The 24820-nt window shown below is 35.6% G+C and carries 27 protein-coding genes; 22 read left to right on the forward strand and 5 right to left on the reverse strand.

Annotated features, from left to right (window positions below; translation table 11 throughout):
- Positions 1-17: 17 nt before the first annotated feature.
- Both G9C87_RS12240 and G9C87_RS12245 read right to left on the reverse strand, forming a co-directional pair.
- Positions 18-1811, reverse strand: coding sequence for a metallophosphoesterase family protein (locus G9C87_RS12240; protein WP_172281497.1), 1794 nt, complete (start codon positions 1809-1811; stop codon positions 18-20).
- A 76-nt stretch (positions 1812-1887) separates the two neighbouring features.
- Positions 1888-2694, reverse strand: coding sequence for a hypothetical protein (locus G9C87_RS12245; RefSeq protein WP_172281499.1), 807 nt, complete (start codon positions 2692-2694; stop codon positions 1888-1890).
- Between the two features lie 363 nt (positions 2695-3057).
- Here G9C87_RS12245 and G9C87_RS12250 point away from each other — a divergent pair, with 363 nt between their 5' ends.
- The 12 genes from G9C87_RS12250 (at position 3058) to G9C87_RS12305 (ending at position 11626) form a co-directional block, all read left to right on the forward strand.
- A complete protein-coding gene (locus G9C87_RS12250) occupies positions 3058-3255 on the forward strand; it encodes a hypothetical protein (protein ID WP_172281501.1) in 198 nt (65 codons plus the stop codon).
- A gap of 46 nt (positions 3256-3301) precedes the next feature.
- A complete protein-coding gene (locus G9C87_RS12255) occupies positions 3302-4957 on the forward strand; it encodes a tetratricopeptide repeat-containing sensor histidine kinase (protein WP_172281503.1) in 1656 nt (551 codons plus the stop codon).
- A 12-nt stretch (positions 4958-4969) separates the two neighbouring features.
- Positions 4970-5635 carry a response regulator gene (locus tag G9C87_RS12260; protein ID WP_172281505.1) on the forward strand — a complete coding sequence of 222 codons (666 nt, stop codon included), beginning with the start codon at positions 4970-4972 and terminating at the stop codon, positions 5633-5635.
- Between the two features lie 139 nt (positions 5636-5774).
- Entirely contained in the window at positions 5775-6113 is a 339-nt protein-coding gene (locus tag G9C87_RS12265) for a YegP family protein (protein ID WP_172281507.1), read from the forward strand.
- A 5-nt stretch (positions 6114-6118) separates the two neighbouring features.
- Positions 6119-7189 (forward strand): type I restriction endonuclease, encoded by a 1071-nt coding sequence (locus tag G9C87_RS12270; RefSeq protein ID WP_172281509.1) that lies wholly within the window; start codon positions 6119-6121, stop codon positions 7187-7189.
- On the forward strand, positions 7189-7698 hold the full coding sequence (locus tag G9C87_RS12275) for an SH3 domain-containing protein (protein WP_172281511.1): 510 nt from the start codon (positions 7189-7191) through the stop codon (positions 7696-7698). Before G9C87_RS12270 ends, G9C87_RS12275 begins: the two co-directional genes overlap by 1 nt.
- A gap of 16 nt (positions 7699-7714) precedes the next feature.
- Entirely contained in the window at positions 7715-8344 is a 630-nt protein-coding gene (locus G9C87_RS12280; RefSeq protein ID WP_172281513.1) for a PH domain-containing protein, read from the forward strand.
- A 5-nt stretch (positions 8345-8349) separates the two neighbouring features.
- Positions 8350-8565: a TM2 domain-containing protein gene (locus G9C87_RS12285; protein WP_172281515.1), complete on the forward strand. Its 216-nt coding sequence runs from the start codon at positions 8350-8352 to the stop codon at positions 8563-8565.
- Between the two features lie 11 nt (positions 8566-8576).
- Positions 8577-8999: a DUF6804 family protein gene (locus tag G9C87_RS12290; RefSeq protein ID WP_172281517.1), complete on the forward strand. Its 423-nt coding sequence runs from the start codon at positions 8577-8579 to the stop codon at positions 8997-8999.
- Positions 8977-9384, forward strand: a complete 408-nt coding sequence (locus G9C87_RS12295; RefSeq protein WP_172281519.1) for a hypothetical protein — start codon at positions 8977-8979, stop codon at positions 9382-9384. Before G9C87_RS12290 ends, G9C87_RS12295 begins: the two co-directional genes overlap by 23 nt.
- Before the next feature lie 6 nt (positions 9385-9390).
- On the forward strand, positions 9391-10734 hold the full coding sequence (locus G9C87_RS12300) for a beta-carotene 15,15'-monooxygenase (protein ID WP_172281521.1): 1344 nt from the start codon (positions 9391-9393) through the stop codon (positions 10732-10734).
- A 10-nt stretch (positions 10735-10744) separates the two neighbouring features.
- Positions 10745-11626, forward strand: a complete 882-nt coding sequence (locus G9C87_RS12305; RefSeq protein WP_172281523.1) for a hypothetical protein — start codon at positions 10745-10747, stop codon at positions 11624-11626.
- A gap of 58 nt (positions 11627-11684) precedes the next feature.
- Here G9C87_RS12305 and G9C87_RS12310 read toward each other — a convergent pair whose 3' ends face one another.
- From G9C87_RS12310 to G9C87_RS12320, 3 genes are read right to left on the reverse strand one after another with little or no spacing between them, the layout of a single operon-like run.
- Positions 11685-12134, reverse strand: coding sequence for a GNAT family N-acetyltransferase (locus tag G9C87_RS12310; RefSeq protein ID WP_172281525.1), 450 nt, complete (start codon positions 12132-12134; stop codon positions 11685-11687).
- Positions 12127-12750 (reverse strand): ribosome biogenesis GTP-binding protein YihA/YsxC, encoded by a 624-nt coding sequence (yihA, locus tag G9C87_RS12315; RefSeq protein WP_172281527.1) that lies wholly within the window; start codon positions 12748-12750, stop codon positions 12127-12129. Before yihA ends, G9C87_RS12310 begins: the two co-directional genes overlap by 8 nt.
- Positions 12751-12808: 58 nt before the next feature.
- Positions 12809-13570: an alpha/beta fold hydrolase gene (locus tag G9C87_RS12320; protein ID WP_172281529.1), complete on the reverse strand. Its 762-nt coding sequence runs from the start codon at positions 13568-13570 to the stop codon at positions 12809-12811.
- A 272-nt stretch (positions 13571-13842) separates the two neighbouring features.
- Between G9C87_RS12320 and mraZ the strand changes: the two genes are divergently transcribed.
- The 10 genes from mraZ to G9C87_RS12370 all read left to right on the forward strand — a co-directional run bounded on the left by mraZ (position 13843) and on the right by G9C87_RS12370 (position 24812).
- The gene (mraZ, locus tag G9C87_RS12325; RefSeq protein WP_172281531.1) at positions 13843-14301 is read left to right on the forward strand and encodes a division/cell wall cluster transcriptional repressor MraZ; all 459 of its coding nucleotides are present in this window, start codon (positions 13843-13845) and stop codon (positions 14299-14301) included.
- Between the two features lie 37 nt (positions 14302-14338).
- Entirely contained in the window at positions 14339-15232 is an 894-nt protein-coding gene (rsmH, locus tag G9C87_RS12330) for a 16S rRNA (cytosine(1402)-N(4))-methyltransferase RsmH (RefSeq protein WP_172281533.1), read from the forward strand.
- A 64-nt stretch (positions 15233-15296) separates the two neighbouring features.
- Entirely contained in the window at positions 15297-15662 is a 366-nt protein-coding gene (locus tag G9C87_RS12335; protein WP_002981890.1) for an FtsL-like putative cell division protein, read from the forward strand.
- Entirely contained in the window at positions 15646-17637 is a 1992-nt protein-coding gene (locus G9C87_RS12340; protein WP_172281535.1) for a penicillin-binding transpeptidase domain-containing protein, read from the forward strand. Before G9C87_RS12335 ends, G9C87_RS12340 begins: the two co-directional genes overlap by 17 nt.
- 17 nt (positions 17638-17654) lie before the next feature.
- Positions 17655-19115, forward strand: a complete 1461-nt coding sequence (locus tag G9C87_RS12345; protein ID WP_172281536.1) for a UDP-N-acetylmuramoyl-L-alanyl-D-glutamate--2,6-diaminopimelate ligase — start codon at positions 17655-17657, stop codon at positions 19113-19115.
- 81 nt (positions 19116-19196) lie between these two features.
- Entirely contained in the window at positions 19197-20438 is a 1242-nt protein-coding gene (mraY, locus tag G9C87_RS12350) for a phospho-N-acetylmuramoyl-pentapeptide-transferase (protein WP_172281538.1), read from the forward strand.
- An 87-nt stretch (positions 20439-20525) separates the two neighbouring features.
- On the forward strand, positions 20526-21851 hold the full coding sequence (gene murD, locus G9C87_RS12355) for a UDP-N-acetylmuramoyl-L-alanine--D-glutamate ligase (protein WP_172281540.1): 1326 nt from the start codon (positions 20526-20528) through the stop codon (positions 21849-21851).
- A 91-nt stretch (positions 21852-21942) separates the two neighbouring features.
- Positions 21943-23181 carry an FtsW/RodA/SpoVE family cell cycle protein gene (locus G9C87_RS12360; RefSeq protein WP_172281542.1) on the forward strand — a complete coding sequence of 413 codons (1239 nt, stop codon included), beginning with the start codon at positions 21943-21945 and terminating at the stop codon, positions 23179-23181.
- A 38-nt stretch (positions 23182-23219) separates the two neighbouring features.
- Positions 23220-24320: an undecaprenyldiphospho-muramoylpentapeptide beta-N-acetylglucosaminyltransferase gene (murG, locus tag G9C87_RS12365; RefSeq protein ID WP_172281543.1), complete on the forward strand. Its 1101-nt coding sequence runs from the start codon at positions 23220-23222 to the stop codon at positions 24318-24320.
- Between the two features lie 15 nt (positions 24321-24335).
- Complete coding sequence (locus tag G9C87_RS12370) at positions 24336-24812, forward strand: hypothetical protein (protein ID WP_172281545.1); 477 nt, start codon at positions 24336-24338, stop codon at positions 24810-24812.
- Positions 24813-24820 lie beyond the last annotated feature (8 nt).

A 24820-nucleotide genomic window follows, 5' to 3' on the forward strand; every position in this document is an offset into this window, starting at 1 on the left:
TTCAACGTAAGATTCCTCTACAGTTTTTTTACTGATTGCTTTTTCAAATCAATTTCAAAATGATCAGCCGGATCTCCGTTTGAAAGCAGGGATAAGATTCTGAAGACAGACTTTAGCTTTAATATAAAAGGATCCTTCGACTGATTTTGCTCAAAAGATTTTACCAGAACCTGATATTGCATCCATCTTTCCTTCGAAATATCCTTTCGTGCAAGTTCATCAGCAGACTGGAATTTATACAGGTCGAACAACAGATCCTCAAGATTCCATTTTTTGAACGAATGTATATTGATATTTTTAGGCAATGTATATTTTGAACCCTCAGAAAGCAAAAGCAACTCTTTCCCTGATAAGGATTTCCCTTTTTCAATAAAATCCTTTGGCCAGTCATCCGGGATCATCCGAAGGCGAACCAATTCCTTAAGATGAAATAACATGAAATCATGGTAGGATTTTGTTTTCAGGATTTCTTTATTCCACAGGAGCTTCCCCGGAATTTTTTGCAATGCTTTGTATTCCTTTTCGTATAAAGGAAACAACTCATCAAAACGAGGAACTTCATGTAAAACTTCTGTCCTTACTTCCATTACATCCTGTGAATGAATGGTAAGCACTTTATAACCTGGTAAATAGGCTGCAAGAGAAGGAACCTGTATATTCACCAGCATCTTATCCCCTATTTTCCGTATCCCCGTATCATTGATATGCATGTGTCCTGCAAAATGAATCTGCAACCCGGCATCTGCAAAGTCTTTGGCTACTTCTTCTTCCGGAACCCTTTCCAGCTGCCATTTTTTCTCTCCTAAAAGATTTTTGATCTCATCTGTTGCCCCGTCATTAAAATCGATCATCGGGTAATGGGTAAAGGCAATCAGAGTTTTACCATTTCTTTCAGCTTCTTCTGCAATTTTCTTTACCCATTGGATCAAATGCTTTTTATGCGTCAGAACATTATTATATCCTATACTTGCTCCGTTATAATTTCCGGGATCATCCGAGCCTTTATTGAGATTCTTGGGAATATAAGTGTTGCCATCAATAGCCATCATCCAAACACCATTTACCGGTTCTACCACATAGCTTAAGTCAGGGACTGAAAATCCTTTGGAGACTTCATACATCCTGTTAGGGTAATTGGCACATTTCATTGCATGATCATAGGAGTAGCCGGAATAAGAATAGCTGGCAAAAGGAGTACTCCAATACAGATTCCCTTTTTGCGGGTAAAAACCGAAATCTTTAAGTTCATTCAAAATCTCGAGATACCCCGATTCTGCAATGTCCTTCGTAATAATATTCCTTTTATTTTTTGACAGGGTTTTATTACTGTAAATCCCCAATGCATTTCCATCGCTTCCTAAAAAATCATCTTTCCCTCCATCCTGATAAAATGGTCCGACAGGATCATGATTTCCCGTTGTTATGTAAAAATTAATCCCATACTTTTCATGATACGTCCTCAGAATCCGTTGCAACCCACGTATATTGTACGCTTGCCCGTCATCCGAAAAATCGCCGGGCATAGCAACAATCTTAATTCCTTTCACAGCAATATCATCCACCGCTTTCAGGAAGGCAAAATAATTTTCATTAAAAACTCGTGTGGAATGCAATTGAGCATCCATTGTCCTCAAAATGGTAGCTTTTCCCGTTTTAGGATTAACAATTCCTTTAAAATCATGATCCGAAAAACTTCCATATACATCCTGAAAATGCACATCCGAAAGAAAAGCAATCTGCACCGGATTTTGTTGGGCAGATAAGCAAGTAAAAGCAATAAGTAAAATGGAGAAAATTCCTTTTTTTAACATGGTAAAAATAACCCGAAAATTAGAAGATTATTTTTGGAATTGATTTAAGGGAATTTTAAATAATTGTGAAAAAAATTCATTCTTCCAATTTAGCATTTTGACCTGCATAATTCTCTAATATTCCTTCAGAAACATCTTTTAAAGCTTTTTCATTTTTAGGATGTTTCCCATAACTTGTAAAAAATTCTACATGATTTTTACTTTTATCATACCATACTTTACCTAAGCTATTATCAACATTAAGTGTATCAGGTCTATTGATCCGCTTAAAATATCTAAAATCATGTGGATTCATTGCAACCACTTTCACTTGAGGACCAAGATCACTGCTATCTGTGGCAATATATCTATCTCCGTCCCAATACATATATTTTTTTTCTATATCTAGTTTTCCTTCAGATATAATCCCTAAAGAACCTGTCAGCTCATCATCATATTTCTTATTATTTGAAAAAATAACCCCTCCTGTAACCAGAAAAATAACGAATGCCATTTCTACAATTCCAGGTCCATTTTTCTTAATAAAATCTGGCATTGTAAAAATTGGCTTATTAATAATTGTAATTACAATTTTTGAAATTGCATGTTGAATAGAATACTCAATTGTTTTCCATTCGGAACAATAATCTTTAAATGTATCATACCCAAGATATTTACTTAGGTTATCCAAAACCGGTCTTTTTATATTATACTCTTCTTCTTTTTCAACTATTGCTTTATAATAATTTTCAAAAGACTTATAGCTCAGCGGCTCAAATTCATCCTTTAAAATTTGCTCAAGATGTAGCAAGATTCCATTAAATGATGTTTCTACTGCTTCTTTTGACGCTTTTTCGAAGACATCTTCCAACAGTTTTTTTCTCTCCGATAAAAATTTTGCCATATAACAATTTTTTGAAAAATTAAACAGTTTACAACTAAAAACCTTACGGTTTTCCGTACTAAAACTTTCCAGAAACTTTCCAAAAACTTTCTAACACTCACTTTCTTCATTGTTGGATATTTGCTCCAGAAATCAGTGACAAACAAAACATTACAATAACAAAAATACAAAACTGATTTCTAAATCACCAGATAAAACGGAAGAAAACTCCGGGTTGGGAAGCGGATGTTTCTCTTCCGTTTTTGAAGGTTCTACTTCCCTTAAAAAATAAGAAGCGCTTCGAAATTTTAACTGTGTACAGCTCGTGATATATACATCTGCGAGAGGAAGAAAAACAATTTCAACTTCAAAATTTTTACAACAATGTTACAACTAATATTGATGCTACTGGGATTAGCATTTTCAAATAATAATGCAAACACGACAACATGTCCAAACAATAACGGAAACCAAATTATAACACTAGGAGGAGCTACGGATCCTATTGGAGGAACAGATCCAGGAGGATCAGAAGGTGATACAGGAGGAGAAACAGGTACAACTCTTCCTCCCAAAAAATAAGATTATAACCACTCTTTTATAGAGTGGTTTTTTCTATTTTAGTAAAATGATACGAAATTTATTATTTTCCCTTTTTTCTTTATGTCTCATTGCTTCATGCAGGGATACACTTGAAACAAATAGTAACACAGCAAAAGCTGATAAGTTATACGAAGAGGGTGTTAACCTTCTTGAAAAAAATGACGTTAAATCTTATTTAAAACTCCAGGAAGCAATAGGCTATTATAGCAAGGAAAATGATTTTTCTAATATTTCTAAAAGTTTGATTGTTCAAGCAAACGCTCAAAAAAATAGAGGTGATTTTTTAGGTGCTGAATCTACATTAGTAGAAGCTCTAAAAATGATGAAGGACGACGATGAGAGCCTTTATGCACTATATGATACGATGGGTAATTTAAAGTTAAATCAAAACCAGTATTTTCAAGCAATTCAATGGTATGAAAAAGCTCTTTCAGTCATGATTGAATCAGAAGAAAAAAGATTAAGTATATTGAATAATAAATCTGTGGCGGAGTACAAATTAGGAAAATATAAACAAGCATTAGATATTTTACAAAAAATAGATTTATCAAGCCTTTCAAATTTAAACTTAAAAAATAGAATCAAAGATAATATTGAATATATAAAATGGCTTGATAATAATAGTAATAATGCAGAGGCTCAAAATAGTATAGAGAAAATACTTAAGCTTAAATTAGAAAATAATGACTTTTGGGGTGCTAATTCAAGCTACTCACATTTAGCTGAAATTAATAAAAAAAACAACCCAGAAAAATCCCTTTATTATGCAAATAAAATGCTAGAAATAGCTAAAAAAAATAAAAGCCCAGAAGATAGATTAGAAGCTATGGAAAAGATAATTTATGTTGATAGGCCGGTAAATACAATCCGACATTTTCAAATATATAAGAAACTATCTGATAGTATACAAACAAGTCGTAATGATTACACAAATAAATTTGCTTTTATAAAATATGAAAACACAAAAGTAAAGGCCGAAAAAGCTGAAAAAGAAAATCAACTATTAACACTTTCTCTAGTTTTAGCAACATTTGTTGCGGTATTTATTGTAGTTGTCTTGTTATATAAGAAGAGACAAAAACAACTTGAACAAGAAAAAGAGCTAGAAGTAAAAAACACTCAACTTAAACTCTCCAAAAAAGTACACGATGTAGTAGCAAACGGTATCTATCAGGTGATGACCAAGATTGAAAACCAGGAAAGCTTTAGCAAAGACGAGGCACTTGATGAATTGGAATTTGTTTATGAAAAATCAAGGGATATCTCCTATGAAAAGACCGATCTTACTAATAATGAGAAGAATTTTAATGAAAAAATATCGGAACTTATAGGCTCCTTTAATAATGATACTGTAAAAACCTATCTTGCCGGAAACGATGCAAGCATATGGAAGGGATTACAAGAATCAACCCTGACAGAAGTATACCAGATTGTACGTGAATTACTCGTAAATATGAAAAAACATAGCCGGGCAGACCGGGTGGTTTTCAGATTTGAAAGGGAAAATGAACTGATCAAAATTTACTATACCGATAATGGAATTGGCATTCCCGGAAATATTATATATAAAAATGGGCTGTCGTCTACGGTTTCCCGTATAGAAACAATCGAAGGAGAAATTATTTTTGACACCAAAACCGAAAAAGGATTGAAGATCAACATTTCATTTCCTGTTTCCTAAAAACTAAAAAGAATGTTCAAAAAAATTTTAATCGCTGAAGACCATGAAAGTATTAATCTTTCGGTACAAAAAACACTGGAAGACCTCAACATTCCGAATGTTGATTATGTATATTACTGTGATGATGCATTGGCAAAGGTTCATAAATCCATTCGGGAAAATGAACCTTACGACCTGTTGATCACTGATTTGTATTATGAAGAAGATCACCGGCAGCAAAACATTAAAGACGGAAGAGATCTTATCCAACAAATAAAGGCACTTCAGCCTTCCCTTAAAGTCATTGTCTTTTCCGCCGAACACAAATCCGGAATCATCGATTCTCTTTTCAAAGACTATCATATCAATGGATATGTTCGTAAAGCAAGAAACGATTCCAAAGAGCTGAAAAAATCAATTGCATCTGTTTACATTAATGAAAATTATCTGTCTCTTGATTTAAAGCAGGAAATAAAAAAACTAAATAGTTATGAGTTTTCTGCGTATGAAATTACACTCGTTTCCCTTCTTTCAAAAGGGGTTCTGCAAAAAAACATTCCTGATCTCCTACAGGAAAAAAACATAAAGCCTAACAGTTTAAGCAGTGTTGAAAAAAAATTGAACAGCTTAAAAGAAGATCTTGAGGTAACCAGCAACGAACAACTGGTTGCATTTTGCAAAGACATCGGAATTATTTAAAAAACAAATTTTCCATCCCGATTTAATATAGCCTTTCATTTTTTTGAAAGGTTTTTTTGTTTTTTGCCCGTTTTACGGATTCCCGTAAGGATTGGTTTTGAAAGGGTTATACTTTTGGAATGTTAAATAAAAAACAATCATGGGAAAATTTGTAATTACTCAGAGAATAAACAATGAGTATCAATTCAATCTTAAGGCTGGAAACGGAGAAATTATCCTGACCAGCGAAGGCTATGTTCAGAAAGCCTCCTGTCATAAAGGAATAGAGTCTGTAAGAATCAATTCAAAGGAGGATTCCAGATATGACAGAAGAGAGGCTGTAAATGGTAAAGATTATTTCGTGCTAAAAGCCAGAAATGGGGAGATCATTGGAAAAAGCCAGCTCTACAGCTCAAAGACAGCAATGGAAAATGGAATTCACTCTGTAAAATCCAACGCTCCAACCGCAGAAATTATTGATGAAACCCTTAAAAACTAAAAGCAATGGATCTTAAAATAAAACTAGAGCAGCTGCATCAGAAAGTAGTAGGATTGAAAGACCAGATCAATACGGAAGAAGCTACCAAAAATGCTTTTGTTATGCCGTTTATCCAGATTTTAGGTTATGATATATTTAATCCTACCGAAGTGGTTCCTGAGCATATTTGTGACATCGGAACCAAAAAAGGAGAAAAAGTAGACTATGTAATAAGACACAACGACAATCCTATTTTTATCATTGAATGTAAGCATTGGAAAGAAAGTGCAGATGCGCACAATTCGCAGCTCCACAGATACTATCATGTTTCAAAAACCCGGTTTGGAGTGCTTACCAATGGGATTGTATATAATTTTTATACCGATCTGGAGAAGCCTAATATTATGGATGAAAAGCCTTTTTTTACCATCAACATTGAAGATCTCAAAGACAGTTCGATTAAAATTCTCGAAAGCTTTACCAAAAAAGACTACAATCTGGAAAGCATTTTAGATTCTGCTGAAGCATTAAAGTATATCAAAGCAATCCGGAGAGAATTTGAGAAAGAAATCGAAAATCCCTCTGATGAGTTGGTTAGGCTGCTAGTCAATCGTTTTTTCGAAAAACCTTTAACCGCGAACAGAATGATCTCCTTCAAAGAGTACACAAAGAAAGCTTTGACAACATCAATCAATGAATCCATAAGTTTCAGGCTCAAATCTGCATTGAGTATTAACGAACAGATTGAAAAAAGGGATGAGGTTGTAAGAACACCACAATCTATTGATGAAAACAATGATTCTAAAATTGTAACAACCGAAGAAGAACTGGAAGGGTTTCAAATTGTAAAGGCTATCCTGCGAGAAAAAGTCGAATCATCAAGAATTGCTTATCGGGATACTCTATCCTATTTTGGAATTTTATTCGATGACAACAATAGGAAACCTCTTTGCAGACTACATTTTAATACCTCAAATAAATACCTGGAGCTATTTCATAACGGGAAAGATTCCGGAGAAAAGATTTTATTAGGTACTCTCGATGAAATCTACAATTTCAGAAATGAACTTCACAAAACACTTGAAAATTATAACTGATGAAAAAGCTGTTTTTACTTATTATAATCCCAATCATCATTTTTCTTTTACATTCTTGTTTTAAGGCAAACGATAATATTGGGCACGATGGAAGATGTACGGGGTCTACCTATTGTACAGCTTGTTCAAATTGTTCCGGTTGCGGACATTGTGCAGGAGGTGGTGGAAGCTGTGGTGTTTGTAAAGGAGAATCCTCCGGAAAAAAATCTTCTTCAAAGAAAGATAAACATAAAAGACTAGGAAATAATGATTCTTATTCTTCAAAAAGAGGTAAATCTACCAAAGCTCCTTCAGTTTTTGTGAATGAAATCAATATCAATTCTGGCAGATACATAGCAGGAACTGCAATTACCTACCTATATGAAAAACCTTCTATTCAATCCAAAATAATAGAAACTGTTCCTAAAAATGAAAAGCTGATTCAGCTTTCAAAACAGGATTCTTGGTATAAAGTGAAAGTACAGAAATCAGGAAAAATAGGATATGTATATTATAGAAATGTGAAATAACTAAAACCAAATATCTATGAATTTAAAACAATTTTTAAACGAAGAACAGGATCCTAAAGCTGTTGAAAAGCTCCTTGAAAAAATTAATAGCCTTCTTACTTCACAAGAGTTTGTTGAATATATTGCCGTTCAAAAAAAGCCGGCTTTTAATTTATCTCCTGACTGTATTGCTCTTACCAACAGGAGAGTTATTTTTTGTAGACCCAAAAATTTCGGTTTATCAATGGATTTTCAGGATTACAGTTGGGTAGATGTTGCAGACTGTCATATTAAAGAAGGTATTCTTGGGGCTACTTTCATTATGAAAACTGTAGGAAACCTAATCAATATGATGGACTATTTACCAAAAGCACAAGCAAGAAAACTCTATCAATACGCTCAGGAAATTGAAGAACAAATGAGAAGTGTGAGAAGAGAAAAAGATTTAGAAACAAGAAGAGCTTCTGCTGGAGGAGGAGTAACTGTAAATAACACGACACCTATTATTGCCCAACCACATCAATTCCAACAACAACATCAACCTTTGTTGATAGAAGATGAAGATCCCTTTGCCATTTTACAAAAATTAAAAGGCTTAGTAGAAACCGGAATTATTTCCCAGGAAGAGTTTGAAGAAAAAAAGAATGAAATCTTATCAAGAGTTTAGAAATTATGAAATCAAAATTTACCACAGCCATGCTCGCTCTCTTTTTAGGGGGATTGGGCATTCACAGATTTTACTTAGGTCAAAATACATTAGGAATATTCTATCTTTTATTCTGCTGGACTTTTATCCCGGCACTCATTGCCTTTATTGACTTCATCGTTTTCATTTTCATGTCTGAAAATAGTTTCAATTACAAGTACAACCTTACTACAGGATTCTAAAAACTAAAAAAATGAAACCATTTCTCACCTTCTGTGCAATATGTTGTTTTGTAGGTGTTTTTAGACTCCCTATTGAATATTACACCTTTCTCCGGGTTTTAGTCTCTGTTGGAGCACTGATTATCATCTATAGTTTTTTGAACAATAAGCAATACAACTGGGGAGCAATATTCATAGTAATACTGATCATTTTTAATCCGGTTTTTCCCATTTATTTATATAGAAAAAGTATATGGATCCCTATTGATACCATTACAGGAATCCTTTTTCTCCTTATAACGTTTGCTGAAAAACTGGATTTTAAAAAGGAAGAAGAAACTACCGAAGAAATTCCAGAACATAATAGACAAGTAAGATCTCCTTCACGAGATATCATTATTAATCCTAAAAAGACCAAAGAAGAACCAACCAATGGAAAACAATCAAATAACTGAAAATCTCAAAGCTCACTTCTTAAGGCTTTATCAAATGGCTATTTGTGATGATGATTTCAGTGCTCTTGAGCTGAAAATGCTTTACAAATGTGCTGAAGAAAGAGGAATATCTTCAAAAAATCTGGATGATATTCTGCTGAATCCTATCAATTTTAAATCTCTGGTCCCACAAACCATTGAGGAGAAAGTTGATTACCTATATGATCTCACTGTGATGATATGGGCAGACGGCGTCGTCTCTCCAAACGAGTATTCCGCTATGGAAAAGTATGTACTTATGTTCGGTTTTCTGGAAGAGAATGTAACAGATATTGTTGATTACCTTATCGAAGCAGTAAAAATCGGAAAGAATAAAAGTGACATTTTATACGAATTAAAAAACTAAAACACTATGGACACCATCAGCATAAAAAATTTATTCAAACTGAAATCAGTTCCAATTGAAACACCCAAACAGGAAGCTCCCAAAGACACCGACTCTAAAGTAGAAACAGAATCTCCTGAAGAAAGCAGAAAAAGAACTTATCACGAAGCCGGTTACAGGGACAGCTCCAGAACAAATGGAAATCATTCCACACTATCAATCTGCCTTGATGCCGTATACTCAAAGTTTCAAAATGAGGAAAAAGAGATGGTTGAAAAACAGCAAAAGCTTAAGGAGTCTTATATCAATGAGCAAAAAAACAGAGAAACTGAGATCAAAGCTCTGACTGTTTCCCAGGAAACTAAAGAAGAACAGCTAAAAAATAAAAACAAGGAGGTCGAAAATCATCAAAACACAATTGAGGCCCTAAAAGCTGAAATACTGGATTTACCTAGAAACCCCGAAAAACACAATGTAAAAGCAACAAAAGGAGCTTCCACTAAATTCTGGATTGGCGCATTCCTTCTCATTCCTATAAGCCTTTACTTGATCACATTCTATATTTCAACTTCTTACTCCGCTTTCTTTAAAAGTTTTGATGCTAAAAGTACGGTGATACAAAGTGTTTTGGACGCACAAGCATTCAGTAAAGCATGGAACGCAGGAGCTATTGAAGGAGCTTTTGTCACTTTAATTCCATTTGTATTTCTTGGACTAGGCTTTCTCATTCACATGTTCAGCGAGAATAAAACAACAGCGAATTATATTAAACTTGGACTATTATTCGTAGTTACATTTGTTTTCGACTCCATTTTAGCATATGAGATCGAATCAAAACTGTATGAATTAAATAAAACATTTAATTCCCCTGATTTTAAGATTAAAATCGCTTTTACTAAAATACAGTTTTGGGGAATTATTTTCGCAGGATTCATTGTCTACATTATCTGGGGGTTGGTATTTGATTTTGTTATGAAGGAGCATAAAGAAAAAGATAAAATCAAAAATGAACAAGAAATCAGACAAAAAAACGTGCTTTTCCTTTTAGAAAAAATCAATGTCCTGAAAAAAGAAATTGAAGAAATTCTGGGAAATATAGGTACCACAAAAGAATTAATCATTAAAACCCGTGGGAGAATTGAAGAACTTCAGAATATTATTGATGGAGTCATCATTCCAACCAAAGATTACAAGTTATACGCCTCAGAGTATGTCCAGGGTTGGATTACTTTTATTGGAGAAAAGATAGCTGTTTCCAAAACAGAGAAACAAACGATGATCGAAAGCTGTATTGAGACCTATAATATCAATCTGGAAACCGTAGGAGCTAATTCTGATAATCAAAATTTAGTATACCTGTCTTCTTTATAAATCGAAAGCCATGAAAAAAATAATATACTTATTAATAATCATCTCTTTTGTTTCTTGTTGCAAAACTGAAAGTGGTTCTTCCGATGAAAGAAAAAATAGTATTCAAACTGATCTGAATAACTTAAATGTTAGCATTTTAATTGATTTATCGGACCGAATCGATCCCAAAACCAACCCAAACCCATCAATGGAATATGCTCAGAGAGATGTGGAATATATCAAAACCATTGAAAAAGGATTTCTCAACCATATTAAATCCAAAAGAATAATCACTTATGATGATCAGATGCAGATCTTCTTTAATCCTGAACCTTCCGATCCAAAAATGAACGAACTGACCAAAGAACTAAAGGTATCTTTTGATAAAAATACAAGCAAAGATTATTTTAGTTCTGTCGAAAAAAAATATTCTGAATTGCCTTCTAATATTTATCAATCAGCCATTAAAGATGATAAATACGTTGGTTCTGACATTTGGGAGTTCTTTAGAAATAAAGTAAAGGATTATTGTATCAAAGATGATCGAAGAAATATTCTTTTTATTCTGACTGACGGCTACATGTATCATGAAGATTCCAAGTTTTCACAAGAAAAGAAGACCTCTTATCTGACATCAAAATTAATAAAATCATTTCATCTTACCACAACAGATTATAAAGCAGAAATTGAGAAAAATCATTTGGGCTTTGTAAAGGCCAATGATAATCTGAATAATCTGGAAGTAATTGTTTTGGGAATTAACCCTGAAAAAGGCAATCCATTCGAAGAAGCAGTCATCAAAGAATACTGGGAAAACTGGTTCAAAGAAATGAAAGTCAAAAATTACCAGATTAAATCAGCAGACCTTCCTTCTAATCTGGAACCGATTATTTTAAAAGCTATTAAAGGATAAAAACTAAAAAACACTCAACATATAACCACAAAAAAAGCGAAGACTTATCTTCGCTTTTTTATTTTCTGATCATTTCCGTATGCGGAATATCGTCCTCCAGGTATTTTTTCCCGGTATCAATAAAACCAAACTCAGAATAGAAACGCAACAGGTAATCCTGTGCAGAGATTTTGATCTCCGATGTATGAAACCTGTTTTCAATGGTTTCAACCGCATATCTTATCAATTGTTTTCCTAAGCTTTTTCCTCTTGCTTTCTCAGTAGTCAGTACCCTTCCGAATGAAGTTTCATCATATTTAATGCCTTTATCAAAAACCCTGCAGTAGGCAAGGATCTCACCGTCTTCCTCCGCCCAGATATGAATACCCTTCTGGTCATAATTATCCAGATCAGGATAAGGGCAGTTTTGTTCGATCACAAAAACATCAATACGCGCCTTTAAAACTTTATAAAGCTCAGGAACGGTGAACTCATCAAAAGTTTTTATTTTCCAGATTATATTACTCATCAAAGTTTACGCTATTATTTTTTAAAAATTCATTGGTGGTCTGGATGAAATCCAGAATTTTGTCGCCTCCTTCCTTCTTTTCTGCTGAAGTAATATACAGTTCCGGCAGGTCTTCCCAGGTTTTGTGAAGTTCAGCTTTATAATCCTCCACATTTTTTATAACAACATTAGGCTTCAGTTTATCTGCTTTGGTAAAAACAATTGAAAAAGGAACTCCGCTCTCTCCACACCATTGGATAAACTCTAAATCGATTTTCTGAGGAGTGTGTCTTGAATCCACCAAAACAAAAAGGTTAACCAGATTCCTTCTGTTCAGGATATAATTGGTGATCAGTTTTTCAAAATCTTTTCTCTGGACCTTTGAAACTTTAGCATATCCGTATCCCGGCAAATCGGTAAGATACCAGCTTTCATTGACTAAAAAATGGTTGATCAGCTGTGTTTTTCCCGGAGTTTGTGAAGTTTTTGCCAGATCTTTATGATTCATCATCGCATTGATCAATGATGATTTACCCACATTTGATCTTCCTATAAAAGCATATTCGGGAATATTGGGCTCCGGGCATTCCTGCCATTTCCCGCTACTTTTGACAAATTCTGCTGTTTTAATTACCATTTTTGAATTATTTTAAGAAAAACAAACCATTAAGAGCTATCTTAATGGTTTAAGTTATTTATACTTTATCTTTTAACCAGCTGTAAAGAATTTCATTGAATTCATCTGGTTTTTCCATCATTGCTGCGTGGCCGCATTTATCTATCCAGTACAGATCGGAATTAGGAATAAACTTATGCATATCTTCTGCCACCTCAGGAGGTGTTACATTATCCTGCTTTCCCCAGATCAGACACGTAGGTGTCAGAATTTTAGGGAGATCATTCAGCATGTTGTGTTTGATAGCACTTCTGGCAAGCATTACGGTTTTTATTCCTTTCATTCTGTCATTAACAACACCGAAAACCTCGTCCACGAGATCCTCTGTAGCGACTGCAGGGTCATAGAAAACTTCCTCCGTTTTCTTCCTTATATATTGTCTGTCACTTTTTCTCGGAAAGCTGTCCCCGAATGTTCTTTCGTATAATCCGGAACTTCCCGTTAAAACAAGATTTTTTACAAGATCAGGCCTTGCCAAAGCTAAGATAAGCCCGACATGACCGCCCATCGAATTCCCGACAATAGTTACCGGTTCCGAAATATGGCTCTCTATAAACTTGATAATATATTTTGCGATAGTAGTAAGATTGGTATTGAGTACCGGCAAATCATAGATTGGCAATTGAGGCACATATACCTTAAATCCTTTCTCCGAAAAAAAATTCACCATCTTATCGAAATTACTCAAACCACCCATTAACCCGTGCAACAGCACCAATGGATGTCCTTCTCCCGCTTCTACAAAAGTATATTTCTTTTCTTTTTTTGTACTAAATATCATAAAACGCCTTAATAAAGCCCTGCAAAAATACAAATTAAACCTCAAAAATATTTTGATATTCCTAATTTAAGATAAAAATAATATAATAAAGGCTTTTTGCCGATCTTTTTTAACATCCTTTTTGTTATGGGCAAAATAACACCAATTACAATATCCAAAATATCAACCACTTACCCCTGCGGTCTTCAATCTTTGATAAAACTTATTAACATTGAGTCAAAAAGTGGGAAAAAGTGGGAAGTTTTGGAAATAATTATATAAATTTGTCCCAAATGAAGAATTTCATTGGAACATATGAGTGTAAAATAGACGACAAAGGTCGCTTAAAAGTTCCTGCATCGCTGATCAAGCAGATGGAGAACTTTGACGATAAAGCCTTTGTAGTCAAACGCTCCGTGTTTCAACCCTGCCTGGAAGTTTATCCTATGAATGCATGGGATCAGCTGATGGGCAAAATTAATAAACTAAACAGATTCATTAAAAAGAATGCTGATTTCATAAGAATGTTTACAGCAGGAGTAAAAACTGTAGAGTTGGATAACGCCGGAAGATTACAGATTTCCAAAGACCTTACCCACTTCGCAAATCTTCATAAAGATATTGTGATCACAAGTGCCGGGGAATTATTTGAAATCTGGGATAAAGAAGCTTACGAGAAAGTGATCTCTACCAACGAAACCGATTTTGCAAGCCTTGCTGAAGATGTGATGGGCTCTTTCGATGAAGAATAACTACGCTGCTAAAAAGGCGCAAAACACAAATTAAAACATGTATCATAATCCCGTTTTGTTGAAGCAAAGTGTTGATGATTTGGTTACGAATCCACACGGAACATACGTGGACTGTACTTTTGGTGGCGGAGGTCATTCAAGAGAAATACTGAGCAGGCTCTCGGAAAAAGGAAGGCTATTCAGTTTTGATCAGGACTTAGACGCTCTTAAAAATAATATTGATGATCCGAGGTTTACCTTGATTAATCAGAATTTCAGGTTCCTGGAAAATTCCTTACTGATGTACGGAGTTTCTCAGGTAGATGGAATATTGGCGGATCTGGGAGTATCATCGCATCAGTTTGATGAAGCGGAAAGAGGGTTTTCTACCAGAAGTGATGCCCCACTGGATATGAGGATGAATGTAATGCAGAGCCTGGATGCCAAAAGGGTGATCAATGAATATGAAGAAGAGCAGCTGGCAGACATATTTTACTACTACGGTGAATTGAGAGAAGCACGTAAACTGGCGAGGGATATCGTTCATCACAGAAAAAGTAAAATCATCAATACAACGGAAGACCTGAAAAAACTATTCAGCTATCTTCCCCCGCATAAGGTTAATAAATTTTATGCACAGCTTTTCCAGGCAATAAGAATCGAAGTAAACCAGGAGCTTGAGGTTTTAAAAGAAATGCTCGTTCAGGCTTATCAGATCTTAAAAACGGAAGGAAGACTGGTGGTTATTTCATACCACTCCCTGGAAGACCGTCTTGTAAAAAGATTCCTTAAAAACGGAATGTTTGAGGGGGAACCGACGAGGGATATTTATGGAAATTATAAAAAGGCATTCGAACTGCTGAAGAGTAAGGCAATCATTCCTGATGATAAGGAGATTGAGGAAAATTCAAGAGCAAGAAGTGCAAAAATGAGAACAGGAATAAAAGTATAAATGGTTAGAAATAAGGAGTAACACCCTTATTATCAATTATTAACCATCATTTATCAATAATAAATTGGCTAAAAGAACAACAAATCGCCCACAAAAGAGATTAACTTTTATAGACATTATAAAAGGGAATTTTCTCAATCGTGATGAGATAAAAATACATTACAAGTATTTCTTATTGCTTTTTGTACTGATGATGGCCATGATCTATACCAATCACCTGGTGAACAAAAAGATCAAAATTGTAAATGCTTTAAAAGAAGAAACAGAAGAATATAAATCCCGAAACGCTTATGCCCAAAGTAAGCTGATTAAGGTAAAAATGGAATCAGAGCTCGGAAAAGAAGTAGCACGGGATTCTTTAATGACACTGGAAAACCATCCTCATAAACTGCTAATAAAATTGGATAGTACAGATGCAAAAGCAAAATGAATACGATAACAAACGTAAAAAAACGTTAAGGTGGGGCTACCTCTTCGCAGTGGTAGCTTTGTGCGTGTTTGTACTTTTTTTAACAAGAATCGTTATCCTTCAAAACACTAATGTTCAGGAAATTAAAGACGACTACATCAATAAAAACTATCGTGAAGCCACTTTAAAGGCTGCCAGAGGGAATTTATTTGCATCAGATGGCTCTATTCTCGCAACTACCGTTATGCGTTATGATATCTATCTTGATTTTAAAACAATAAAGGATACGGTTTACAGTAACAATATCGGTGCATTAACGGATTCACTAAGCAAGATGTTTGGAAAACCAAGAAGTGAATTCAGACAGAAATTTGACGAACAGAAAAGAAAGAAAAATCAATACTATACACTTGCCAGAGGCTTGGATTTTGATGAATACGACAGGATCAGAAACTTCCCGATCTTTAAGAAAGGAAAGAATAAAGGTGGGTTTATCGTAGACAGAAATTATAAAAGAGAACTCGCAACTTCTGAAATTGGTGCAGGTACCATCGGAATGGATAACAGTGAGTACAAATCCGGTCTGGAAGGAGCTTTTTCAAAATACCTGACAGGCACCGACGGGAAAAGATTGGAACAAAGAATCAATTCTTCGCAGTGGAAGCCTATTGATTTCTGGAAGGTTCAGGAACCCGTAGATGGAGAAGATGTATATACGACCTTAGACCTTAGAATTCAAGACATTGCACACTCAGCTCTTGAGAAGCAGCTCGTAAATTTTGAAGCAAAACACGGTACTGTAATTGTCATGGAAGTAGGAACCGGAAAGGTTCGTGCCATGGTAAACCTTCGAAGAACAGATTCAGGAGAGTACGAAGATGCTTATAATTATGCTTTAAAAGATAATATCGAACCCGGCTCAACTTTCAAAACCATTTCACTTTTGGCAGCAATGGATGACGGATTCATCGATGATAACACAACGGTAAATGTAGGAAACGGAGTATGGACCTATGCGAAGCAAAGAATTTCAGATGGCCACGGAGGAGGGACATACGACATCAGTGACGTTCTTGCGAAATCCAGCAACGTAGGAACCGCCAAACTGATTACGAAATACTATGCCGATAAGCCACAGATATTCCTTGATCACCTTAAGCGCTGGAAATTATTTGATAAAATGGATATCGAACTTCCGGGAATTACAAAACCTAAGATCGTAACTCCACAAAATAAAAGATGGAACGCAGCAACACTTGCTTCGATATCTTTTGGATATTCTTCGAACATTAACTTATTACAATTAGCAACTTTCTACAACGGGGTTGCTAATAATGGTAAAATGCTTAAGCCTTTATTCATCGATAAGATTATGAAGGATGGTAAAATAATGTATCAGGCCAAGCCGGAGGTAATGGTCAGCAAAATGGCTTCTGAGAAAGCAATTAAAATGATGACCAATGCTTTGACAAAAGCCGTGGAAAAAGGAACCGGACGAAGTATTTTCACTCCGAATCTGAAAATGGCAGGAAAAACAGGGACCGCCAGATTTGAGTACTGGCTTCCGGGCCCGATGAAATACCGTGCCTCTTTTGCAGGATTCTATCCAGCTGATAATCCGAAGTATACCTGTTATGTAATGATCAGTGAGCCGAATACGGCAAAAGGATTTTACGGAGCGACTGTTTCAGCCCCGGTTTTTAAAGAAATTGCAGGAAAAACATTCCTGAAGACGCCTCAGAATATTGAAAAAGAAATGCTTGTTGACAAAAAGGTAAACCTTAATAAAATGGTGGAGCCTAATGTGAAAGTAGCAGTAAATGATAAACAAATGCCTAACGTGGTAGGATTAATCGGTAAGAATGTGATTCCACAACTGGAAAACCTTGGATACCGTGTAGACTACAAAGGAGTAGGAAGAATAAAAGAACAGTTTCCTTTGGAGGGAACTACGATCAGTAAGAACCAGAGAATTTATTTATCTCTTCAGAATTAAAAATAAGCATCAGAGAAATGCAATTAATTGAATTATTAAACAGAATCCCAACCTTAGAAATTCACGGCGACAATACCCGTGAAGTTTCGGAGCTGGTATTCGACAGCAGAAAGGTTACAGAAAATTCTCTTTACATCGCAGTAAAGGGAACGGTTGCAGATGGGCATTCATATATTGCATCTTCTATTGAAAAAGGAGCAAAAACGATCGTTTGTGAAGTATTGCCCGATCAGCTGAATAAGGATGTTACCTATGTAAAAGTAAAAGATTCTTCGAAAACCCTGGGACATCTGGCCTCAAACTTTTATGGAAATCCTTCTCAAAACCTGAAACTCATCGGCGTTACCGGAACCAACGGAAAAACATCTGTTTCCACATTGCTTTTTGACGTTTTCAAAAATCTGGGCTATGAATCTGCATTGCTTTCAACTGTTGAAATCAGAATAGGCAGCGAAATAATTCCGGCCACACATACTACCCCGGATATTATTACGATCAATCAGGTTTTAGCTAGGGCCGTAGAAGCAGGTTGCGAATTTGCTTTCATGGAAGTAAGTTCTCATGGAATTTCTCAAAACAGAATTGAAGGACTCCATTTCAAAGTTGCAGGATTTACAAACCTTACTCATGATCATCTGGATTATCACAAAACATTTGAGGAATATCTGAAAACGAAAAAAAGGTTCTTTGATGAGCTTCCTGATACCGCTATTGCCATTACCAATATTGATGACAAAAACGGGAATGTAATGCTCCAGAACACCAAAGCTGCCAAAAGATCATATGCATTGAAAACAATGGCAGATTACCATGGAAAAGCTTTGGAAATTGATTTTAACGGAATGCTCCTGAACTTCAACGGGAAGGAATTCTGGACTACCTTAACGGGAAGATTCAATGTCTATAATCTTCTATTGGTATTTGGAATTGCATCTGAACTCGGCTTTGAATCCAATGAAATCCTTCAGGCCATCAGCGCCCTGAAAAGAGTCTCAGGAAGATTTGAAACCTTCAAATCCGATGGTGGCATTTTTTTCATCGTCGATTATGCCCACACTCCGGATGCATTGGAAAATATTCTGGACAGTATTAATGATATCAGAACAAAAAATGAAAGACTGATTACCGTCTTCGGTTGCGGGGGAGACAGAGACCACTCCAAAAGACCTGAAATGGGAAACATTGCAACGAAAAAATCCACGTTGGCAATTATCACTTCAGATAACCCGAGAACAGAAGATCCGGCAGCAATTATAAAAGAAATTGAAGCAGGTGTTGAACCTCAGAACTTCAGCAAATACACTTCAATACCCGATAGAAAAGAAGCCATAAAAATGGCGATTAAATTTGCAGAGCCCAAAGATATTGTTTTAGTAGCCGGAAAAGGTCACGAAAACTATCAGGAGATTAATGGCGTAAAACACCATTTTGATGACAAAGAAGTAATTACAGAACTGTGGAAGTTAATGAGCAAGTAATTTATAATCGATAAATGATCAATTATTATTGATCTTATCATTCATCAAACATCACTTATCATTTATTAACAATAGGAAAACATGTTATACTACTTATACGAATATCTAACCCATCATGGAATCCATATCCCCGGACTTGGAATGTTAAAGTACATCTCATTCCGTGCAGGGATGGCGGTCTTATTATCCCTGATTATTGCTCTTGTGTATGGTAAAAGAATCATCAATTACCTGAGAGCAAAGCAAATGGGCGAATTGGTCCGCGACCTTGGCCTTGACGGGCAAAAGCAGAAAGAAGGAACTCCGACAATGGGAGGGCTCATTATTATCCTTGCCACCATGATTCCGGTTCTTCTCCTGACAAGAATTACCAATGTATACATCGTCCTTCTGATAATTTCAGTTTTATGGATGGGTGCTATCGGATTTGTAGATGACTATTTAAAGAAAGTAAAGAAAAATAAAGACGGGCTTAGCGGTAAATTCAAGATCGTAGGTCAGGTGGGATTAGGGTTAATTGTCGGAGTAACAATGTATTTCCATCCTGATATTACGGTAAAGAGAAAATATGCAGATGCAAAAGTAGTTAACAGAAATAATGTGGAGCAGAATTTTATGCCTACAGAAAAAATTACGGTTTCTACCGTGCCCTTTGCGAAAAATAATGAATTTGACTACAGTGGAATATTATTCTGGATGAGTGATAAAGATGCTCATGAGTGGGCGTGGATTGTTTTCATTCCGATTGTCATCTTTATTGTAACAGCGGTTTCCAACGGAGCCAATATCACGGATGGAATAGACGGCCTGGCTGCAGGGACGAGTACGGTAATACTCCTTACCCTTGCATTCTTTGCCTACATTTCAGGGAACATCATTTTTGCGGATTACCTCAATATTATGTTCCTGCCCAATATGGGTGAAACCACCATTTTTGTAGTTGCCATGGTAGGTGCTGTGATCGGATTCTTCTGGTATAATACCTATCCGGCACAGGTTTTTATGGGAGATACCGGGAGTTTGATGCTGGGAGGAGTAATTGCTGTATTGGCTATTATTTTAAGAAAGGAATTAATGATTCCTGTTTTATGCGGAATATTCCTGGTAGAAAACATATCTGTAATGCTGCAGGTGGTTGTTTTTAAATACAGAAAGAAAAAATACGGGCTGGAATACGCCCAGAATAACAGATTATTTAAAATGTCTCCATTACACCATCATTATCAGAAAGACGGTTTCCATGAAAGTAAAATCGTTAACAGGATGATTATCATAGGAGTAATGTTGGCTATAGTATGTCTGATTACATTAAAAATGAGATAAAACTCTATAAAAGTAAATGTATTAACGTATTCATGATTTTAAACACATAAATAAAGTACACCAATACATAAATACAAAAAAGGTAATATGAAAATAGTTGTTTTAGGAGGTGGAGAGAGTGGCTGTGGTGCTGCTTATTTAGCTAAAAAGAAGGGTCTGGAGGTATTTCTTTCAGACAAAGGAACTATTAAAGATAACTATAAAGCGTTTCTTACTGAAAACAATATTGAGTTTGAAGAAGGAAATCATGACGAGGAAAGGATTTTAAATGCAGACTGGATTGTAAAAAGCCCAGGAATTCCTAAAAAAGCGGATATCATTTATAAAATCCATCTGAAAGGAATCCGCCTTTCTTCCGAGATAGAATTCGCTTCAGAATTCACCAATGCTAAAATCATTGCGATCACAGGAAGCAACGGAAAAACCACCACCACTTCATTGATCTATTATATCCTGAAAAATGACGGACTGAAAGTAGGTCTAGGAGGAAACATCGGCTACAGTTTTGCAAAGCAGGTAGCAGATGAAAACCATGAATATTATGTACTGGAGGTAAGTTCATTCCAGCTGGATGACATTCAGAACTTCAGGCCATATATTTCATTATTGCTTAATTTATCACAGGATCATCTGGACCAGTATAATTACAACTATGAAGAATATGCGATGGCAAAATTCAGAATAGCTGAAAATCAGGAAAACGATAATTTCTTTATCTATAACAAAGATGATGAAATGAGCAAAACCATTCTTGAAAAGCTGGAAATAAAGGCAAAAATGATCCCTTTTTCAACAAAAGAAAAATTGACCGAGGGAGGTTTTATAGATAACGACAGTATTGTGGTAAAACTAAAAGATACATTTTCAATGAAAATTGACGAGCTTTCTTTATTGGGAAATCATAATGTAGCGAACAGTCTGGCAGCATCTATAGCAAGTAAAATACTGAATGTCAACAATGAAAGCATCAGAAATTCATTAATGACTTTTCAGGCAGTGGAACACAGGCTGGAGTTTGTTTCTGAAATTGATGGCGTAAAATACATCAACGACAGTAAAGCAACGAATGTAAATGCGACCTATTATGCTTTGGAAAGCATGAAAACACCTACGATTTGGATTGTGGGAGGTCAGGATAAAGGAAATGATTACACGGAGATTGAGGACCTTGTCAAAAGAAAAGTAAAAGCAATTGTCTGCTTGGGAATTGATAATCAGAAAATTATTAATTTTTTTAAAGACAAAAAGGAGTTTATATACGATACTTCAAGCATGGAAGAGGCCGTAAAAATATCAAAATCAATTGCTAAAAGCGGAGAAACGGTTTTACTTTCTCCTTGCTGTGCAAGTTTTGACCTTTTCAAAAGCTATGAAGACAGAGGAAAACAGTTTAAAGAACAAGTATTAAAATAAATGTACTGATGTATTGATGTAAAGTATTCATGTATTTGACAACTAAGAATCGTTAATACTTTACATAATACAGTTAAAGATACAATAGAGTATGAACGAACAGGACACAGAAAGCAGATTTGAATTTCTAAAGGGAGATAAAGTACTTTGGATGGTCATTCTCGTGATCTCCATTTTCTCTATTTTCCCTGTATATTCTGCAAGTTCGAATCTGGAATATATTGTAAATAACGGGACCACAACAGGCCACGTTATCAAGCATATGTTCTTTGTAGTCCTTGGTTTGGGAATCATGAGACTGGTAGGAACCGTAAAATATGAATACATTGGAAAACTCAGCAGTATACTTCTGGGGTTAATGATTATATTACTGGTTGTCACCATGTTTACCGGCCAAACGATCGATGGAGCAAGTGCCTCCAGATGGCTAAAGATTCCGGGAACACCGATTTCTTTTCAGCCTTCATCATTTGCTTTTCTTATGTTAGTTATTTACTTGTGCAGGTATTTAACCAAGAAGATAACCCGGGAAAGACTTCCGATAGAAAACATTATGTACATCTTCGGTCCTATTCTCCTTGTTTTTGTTTTAGTAGCAAAAGATAACGGATCTACGGCTCTGATGATCCTGATGGTATCTGTTATTGTATTAGTTATCGGGCAGCTTCACTGGAAATATATTGCAGGTTTTATTTCGGCTTCATTTATTGCGATCGTATTGTTCTTACTGATTGCTTTAAATACCAATCTGATTGGTGGAAACCGTGTTCATACATGGATGAGCCGTGTAGAAACCTTCACTTCCAGTAAAGCAAAATCAGCCGATGTGGATGATGAAAGCGTAAAAGCCAAGAATTACCAGGTAATGCAGGCTAAAGCAGCAATAGTACATGGAGGAATTACAGGAATGGGACCTGGAAAAAGTGCATTAAAGCAAATGCTTCCGCAATCTGCTTCCGACTTTATATTTGCAGTAATTGTAGAGGAATACGGACTGATAGGAGCAGCTTTCCTTATCTGTATGTATCTGATCATGGTGATACGGATCGTAATGATAGCCAGTAAAATGCCTGCGTTTTTCGGGTCTTTGCTCGTTCTCAGCCTCGGTGTCATGATCTTTATACAGCTATCGGTAAATATAGCCGTAGCCATCAATCTGATTCCGGTGACCGGACAACCCCTGCCCTTAATAAGTTATGGGGGAACATCCATGTTGGTGACCTATTTACAGTTGGGAATTATTTTAAATATAAGCTCAAGGATACAGATTTATGATGAGGAAGGAATGGGTAAAAAACAGAGTATTGCGGAAATAAATGATATTGCTTAAAATCATATTAATGGTCAGGCTATTTCAAAATTGAAAAAATGAACAAGAAACTAAAAGTATTATTATCCGGTGGTGGAACAGGAGGACATATCTTCCCTGCAATCGCTATTGCAGACGAGATCAGGAAAAGATTTCCGGATACAGAATTCTTGTTTATCGGAGCCAACGGAAAAATGGAAATGGAAAAAGTTCCTCAGGCAGGTTACCCTATTGAAGGAATCGACATTGCCGGAATTGACCGTGGTAACATGTTATCTAATCTGGGATTACCATTCAAGATCTTGAAAAGCTTATCCAGATCAAAAAAGATCATTAAGCGTTTTGCTCCTGATTTTGCGATCGGTACAGGAGGCTTTGCCAGCGGACCGGCTCTGTATGAAGCAAGCAAGCTGGGAATCCCTATTTTTATTCAGGAACAAAATGCACATGCAGGGGTAACCAATAAAATTTTAAGTAAGAAAGCAAAAGCTGTTTTTACTGCTTACCCCAAAGTAGAAGGGTTTCCGGATGATAAGATCAAATTTTTAGGTAATCCTATTCGCGAGAATATCATTCTGGGAATGGAAGAATCTTCTCAGGCAAAAGAAAAAATGGGATTAAATAAGGAAAAGCTGACAATCCTTTCTGTTGGTGGATCACTGGGTTCCAGAACTTTAAATAATGCATGGAGATCACATTTTGATGAACTCATCAACAAAGATTATCAGCTGATCTGGCAGACAGGAAAGCTCGATTATAAAGATATTATAGAAGAAACAAAAGATAAGAAAAGCCAGAATATTCAGATTCTTGAGTTTATAAAAGATATGGAGAAAGCATACTCGGCAGCAGATATCATTGTTTCAAGAGCAGGAGCTATTGCCATTTCAGAACTGGCTGTTGCACAAAAACCGGTTTTATTGATTCCTTTCCCGTTTGCGGCAGAGGATCATCAGACCAAAAATGCACTGAATCTGGTTGAAAAGAATGCGGCAAAAATGGTCAAAGATTCCGAAATGGAAGAAAAATTCTGGAACACGCTTATGGAGGTTTGCGACAGCGCAGCGATGAGAAAAGAGATGTCTGAAAACCTGGAATATTTTGCCAAACCCAATGCTGCAAAGGAAATTGTTGATGAAATTTTTATAAAGCTACAATAACCAACACTATAAAGTATGAAAACTAAATTACTAACAGTATTGCTCATTTGCTTCTTTACCCACTGGGTAACGGCACAAACCCTGATAAAACCCGCTGACTTTAAAATTGCAGCAGTGGGCAACTATTTGAAAGGAAAAGGATATGATATCCTGGAGCAGGAGGAAACTTTTATTAAAATAGGAAATAAAGACAAAGCCACACTCTTTATGGATGTGGATGCAGGGAAAAAATACATTAACCTTAATGTAAATATCCTACTGAATAAAGGGGTAAGCAAAGACAAAATTGATACCCTGCTGAACGAGATCAATAAGCTTGCAATGATAAAAGCAGAATATCTGCCAAGTCAGAATTCAATCGGTTTTAAATATTATTTCTGGATTACCAACGGATTTACATATGAGACCCTTGAAGATGCAGTAATGGAATTCTTTTTGTATCAGGGAGATTCGTATGGACTGGATAAAGAAAAGATATTCAATTATCAATAACTAAAATA

The sequence above is a fragment of the Chryseobacterium sp. LAM-KRS1 genome, from assembly GCF_013184525.1.
GTDB classification, from domain to species: Bacteria; Bacteroidota; Bacteroidia; order Flavobacteriales; family Weeksellaceae; genus Chryseobacterium; species Chryseobacterium proteolyticum.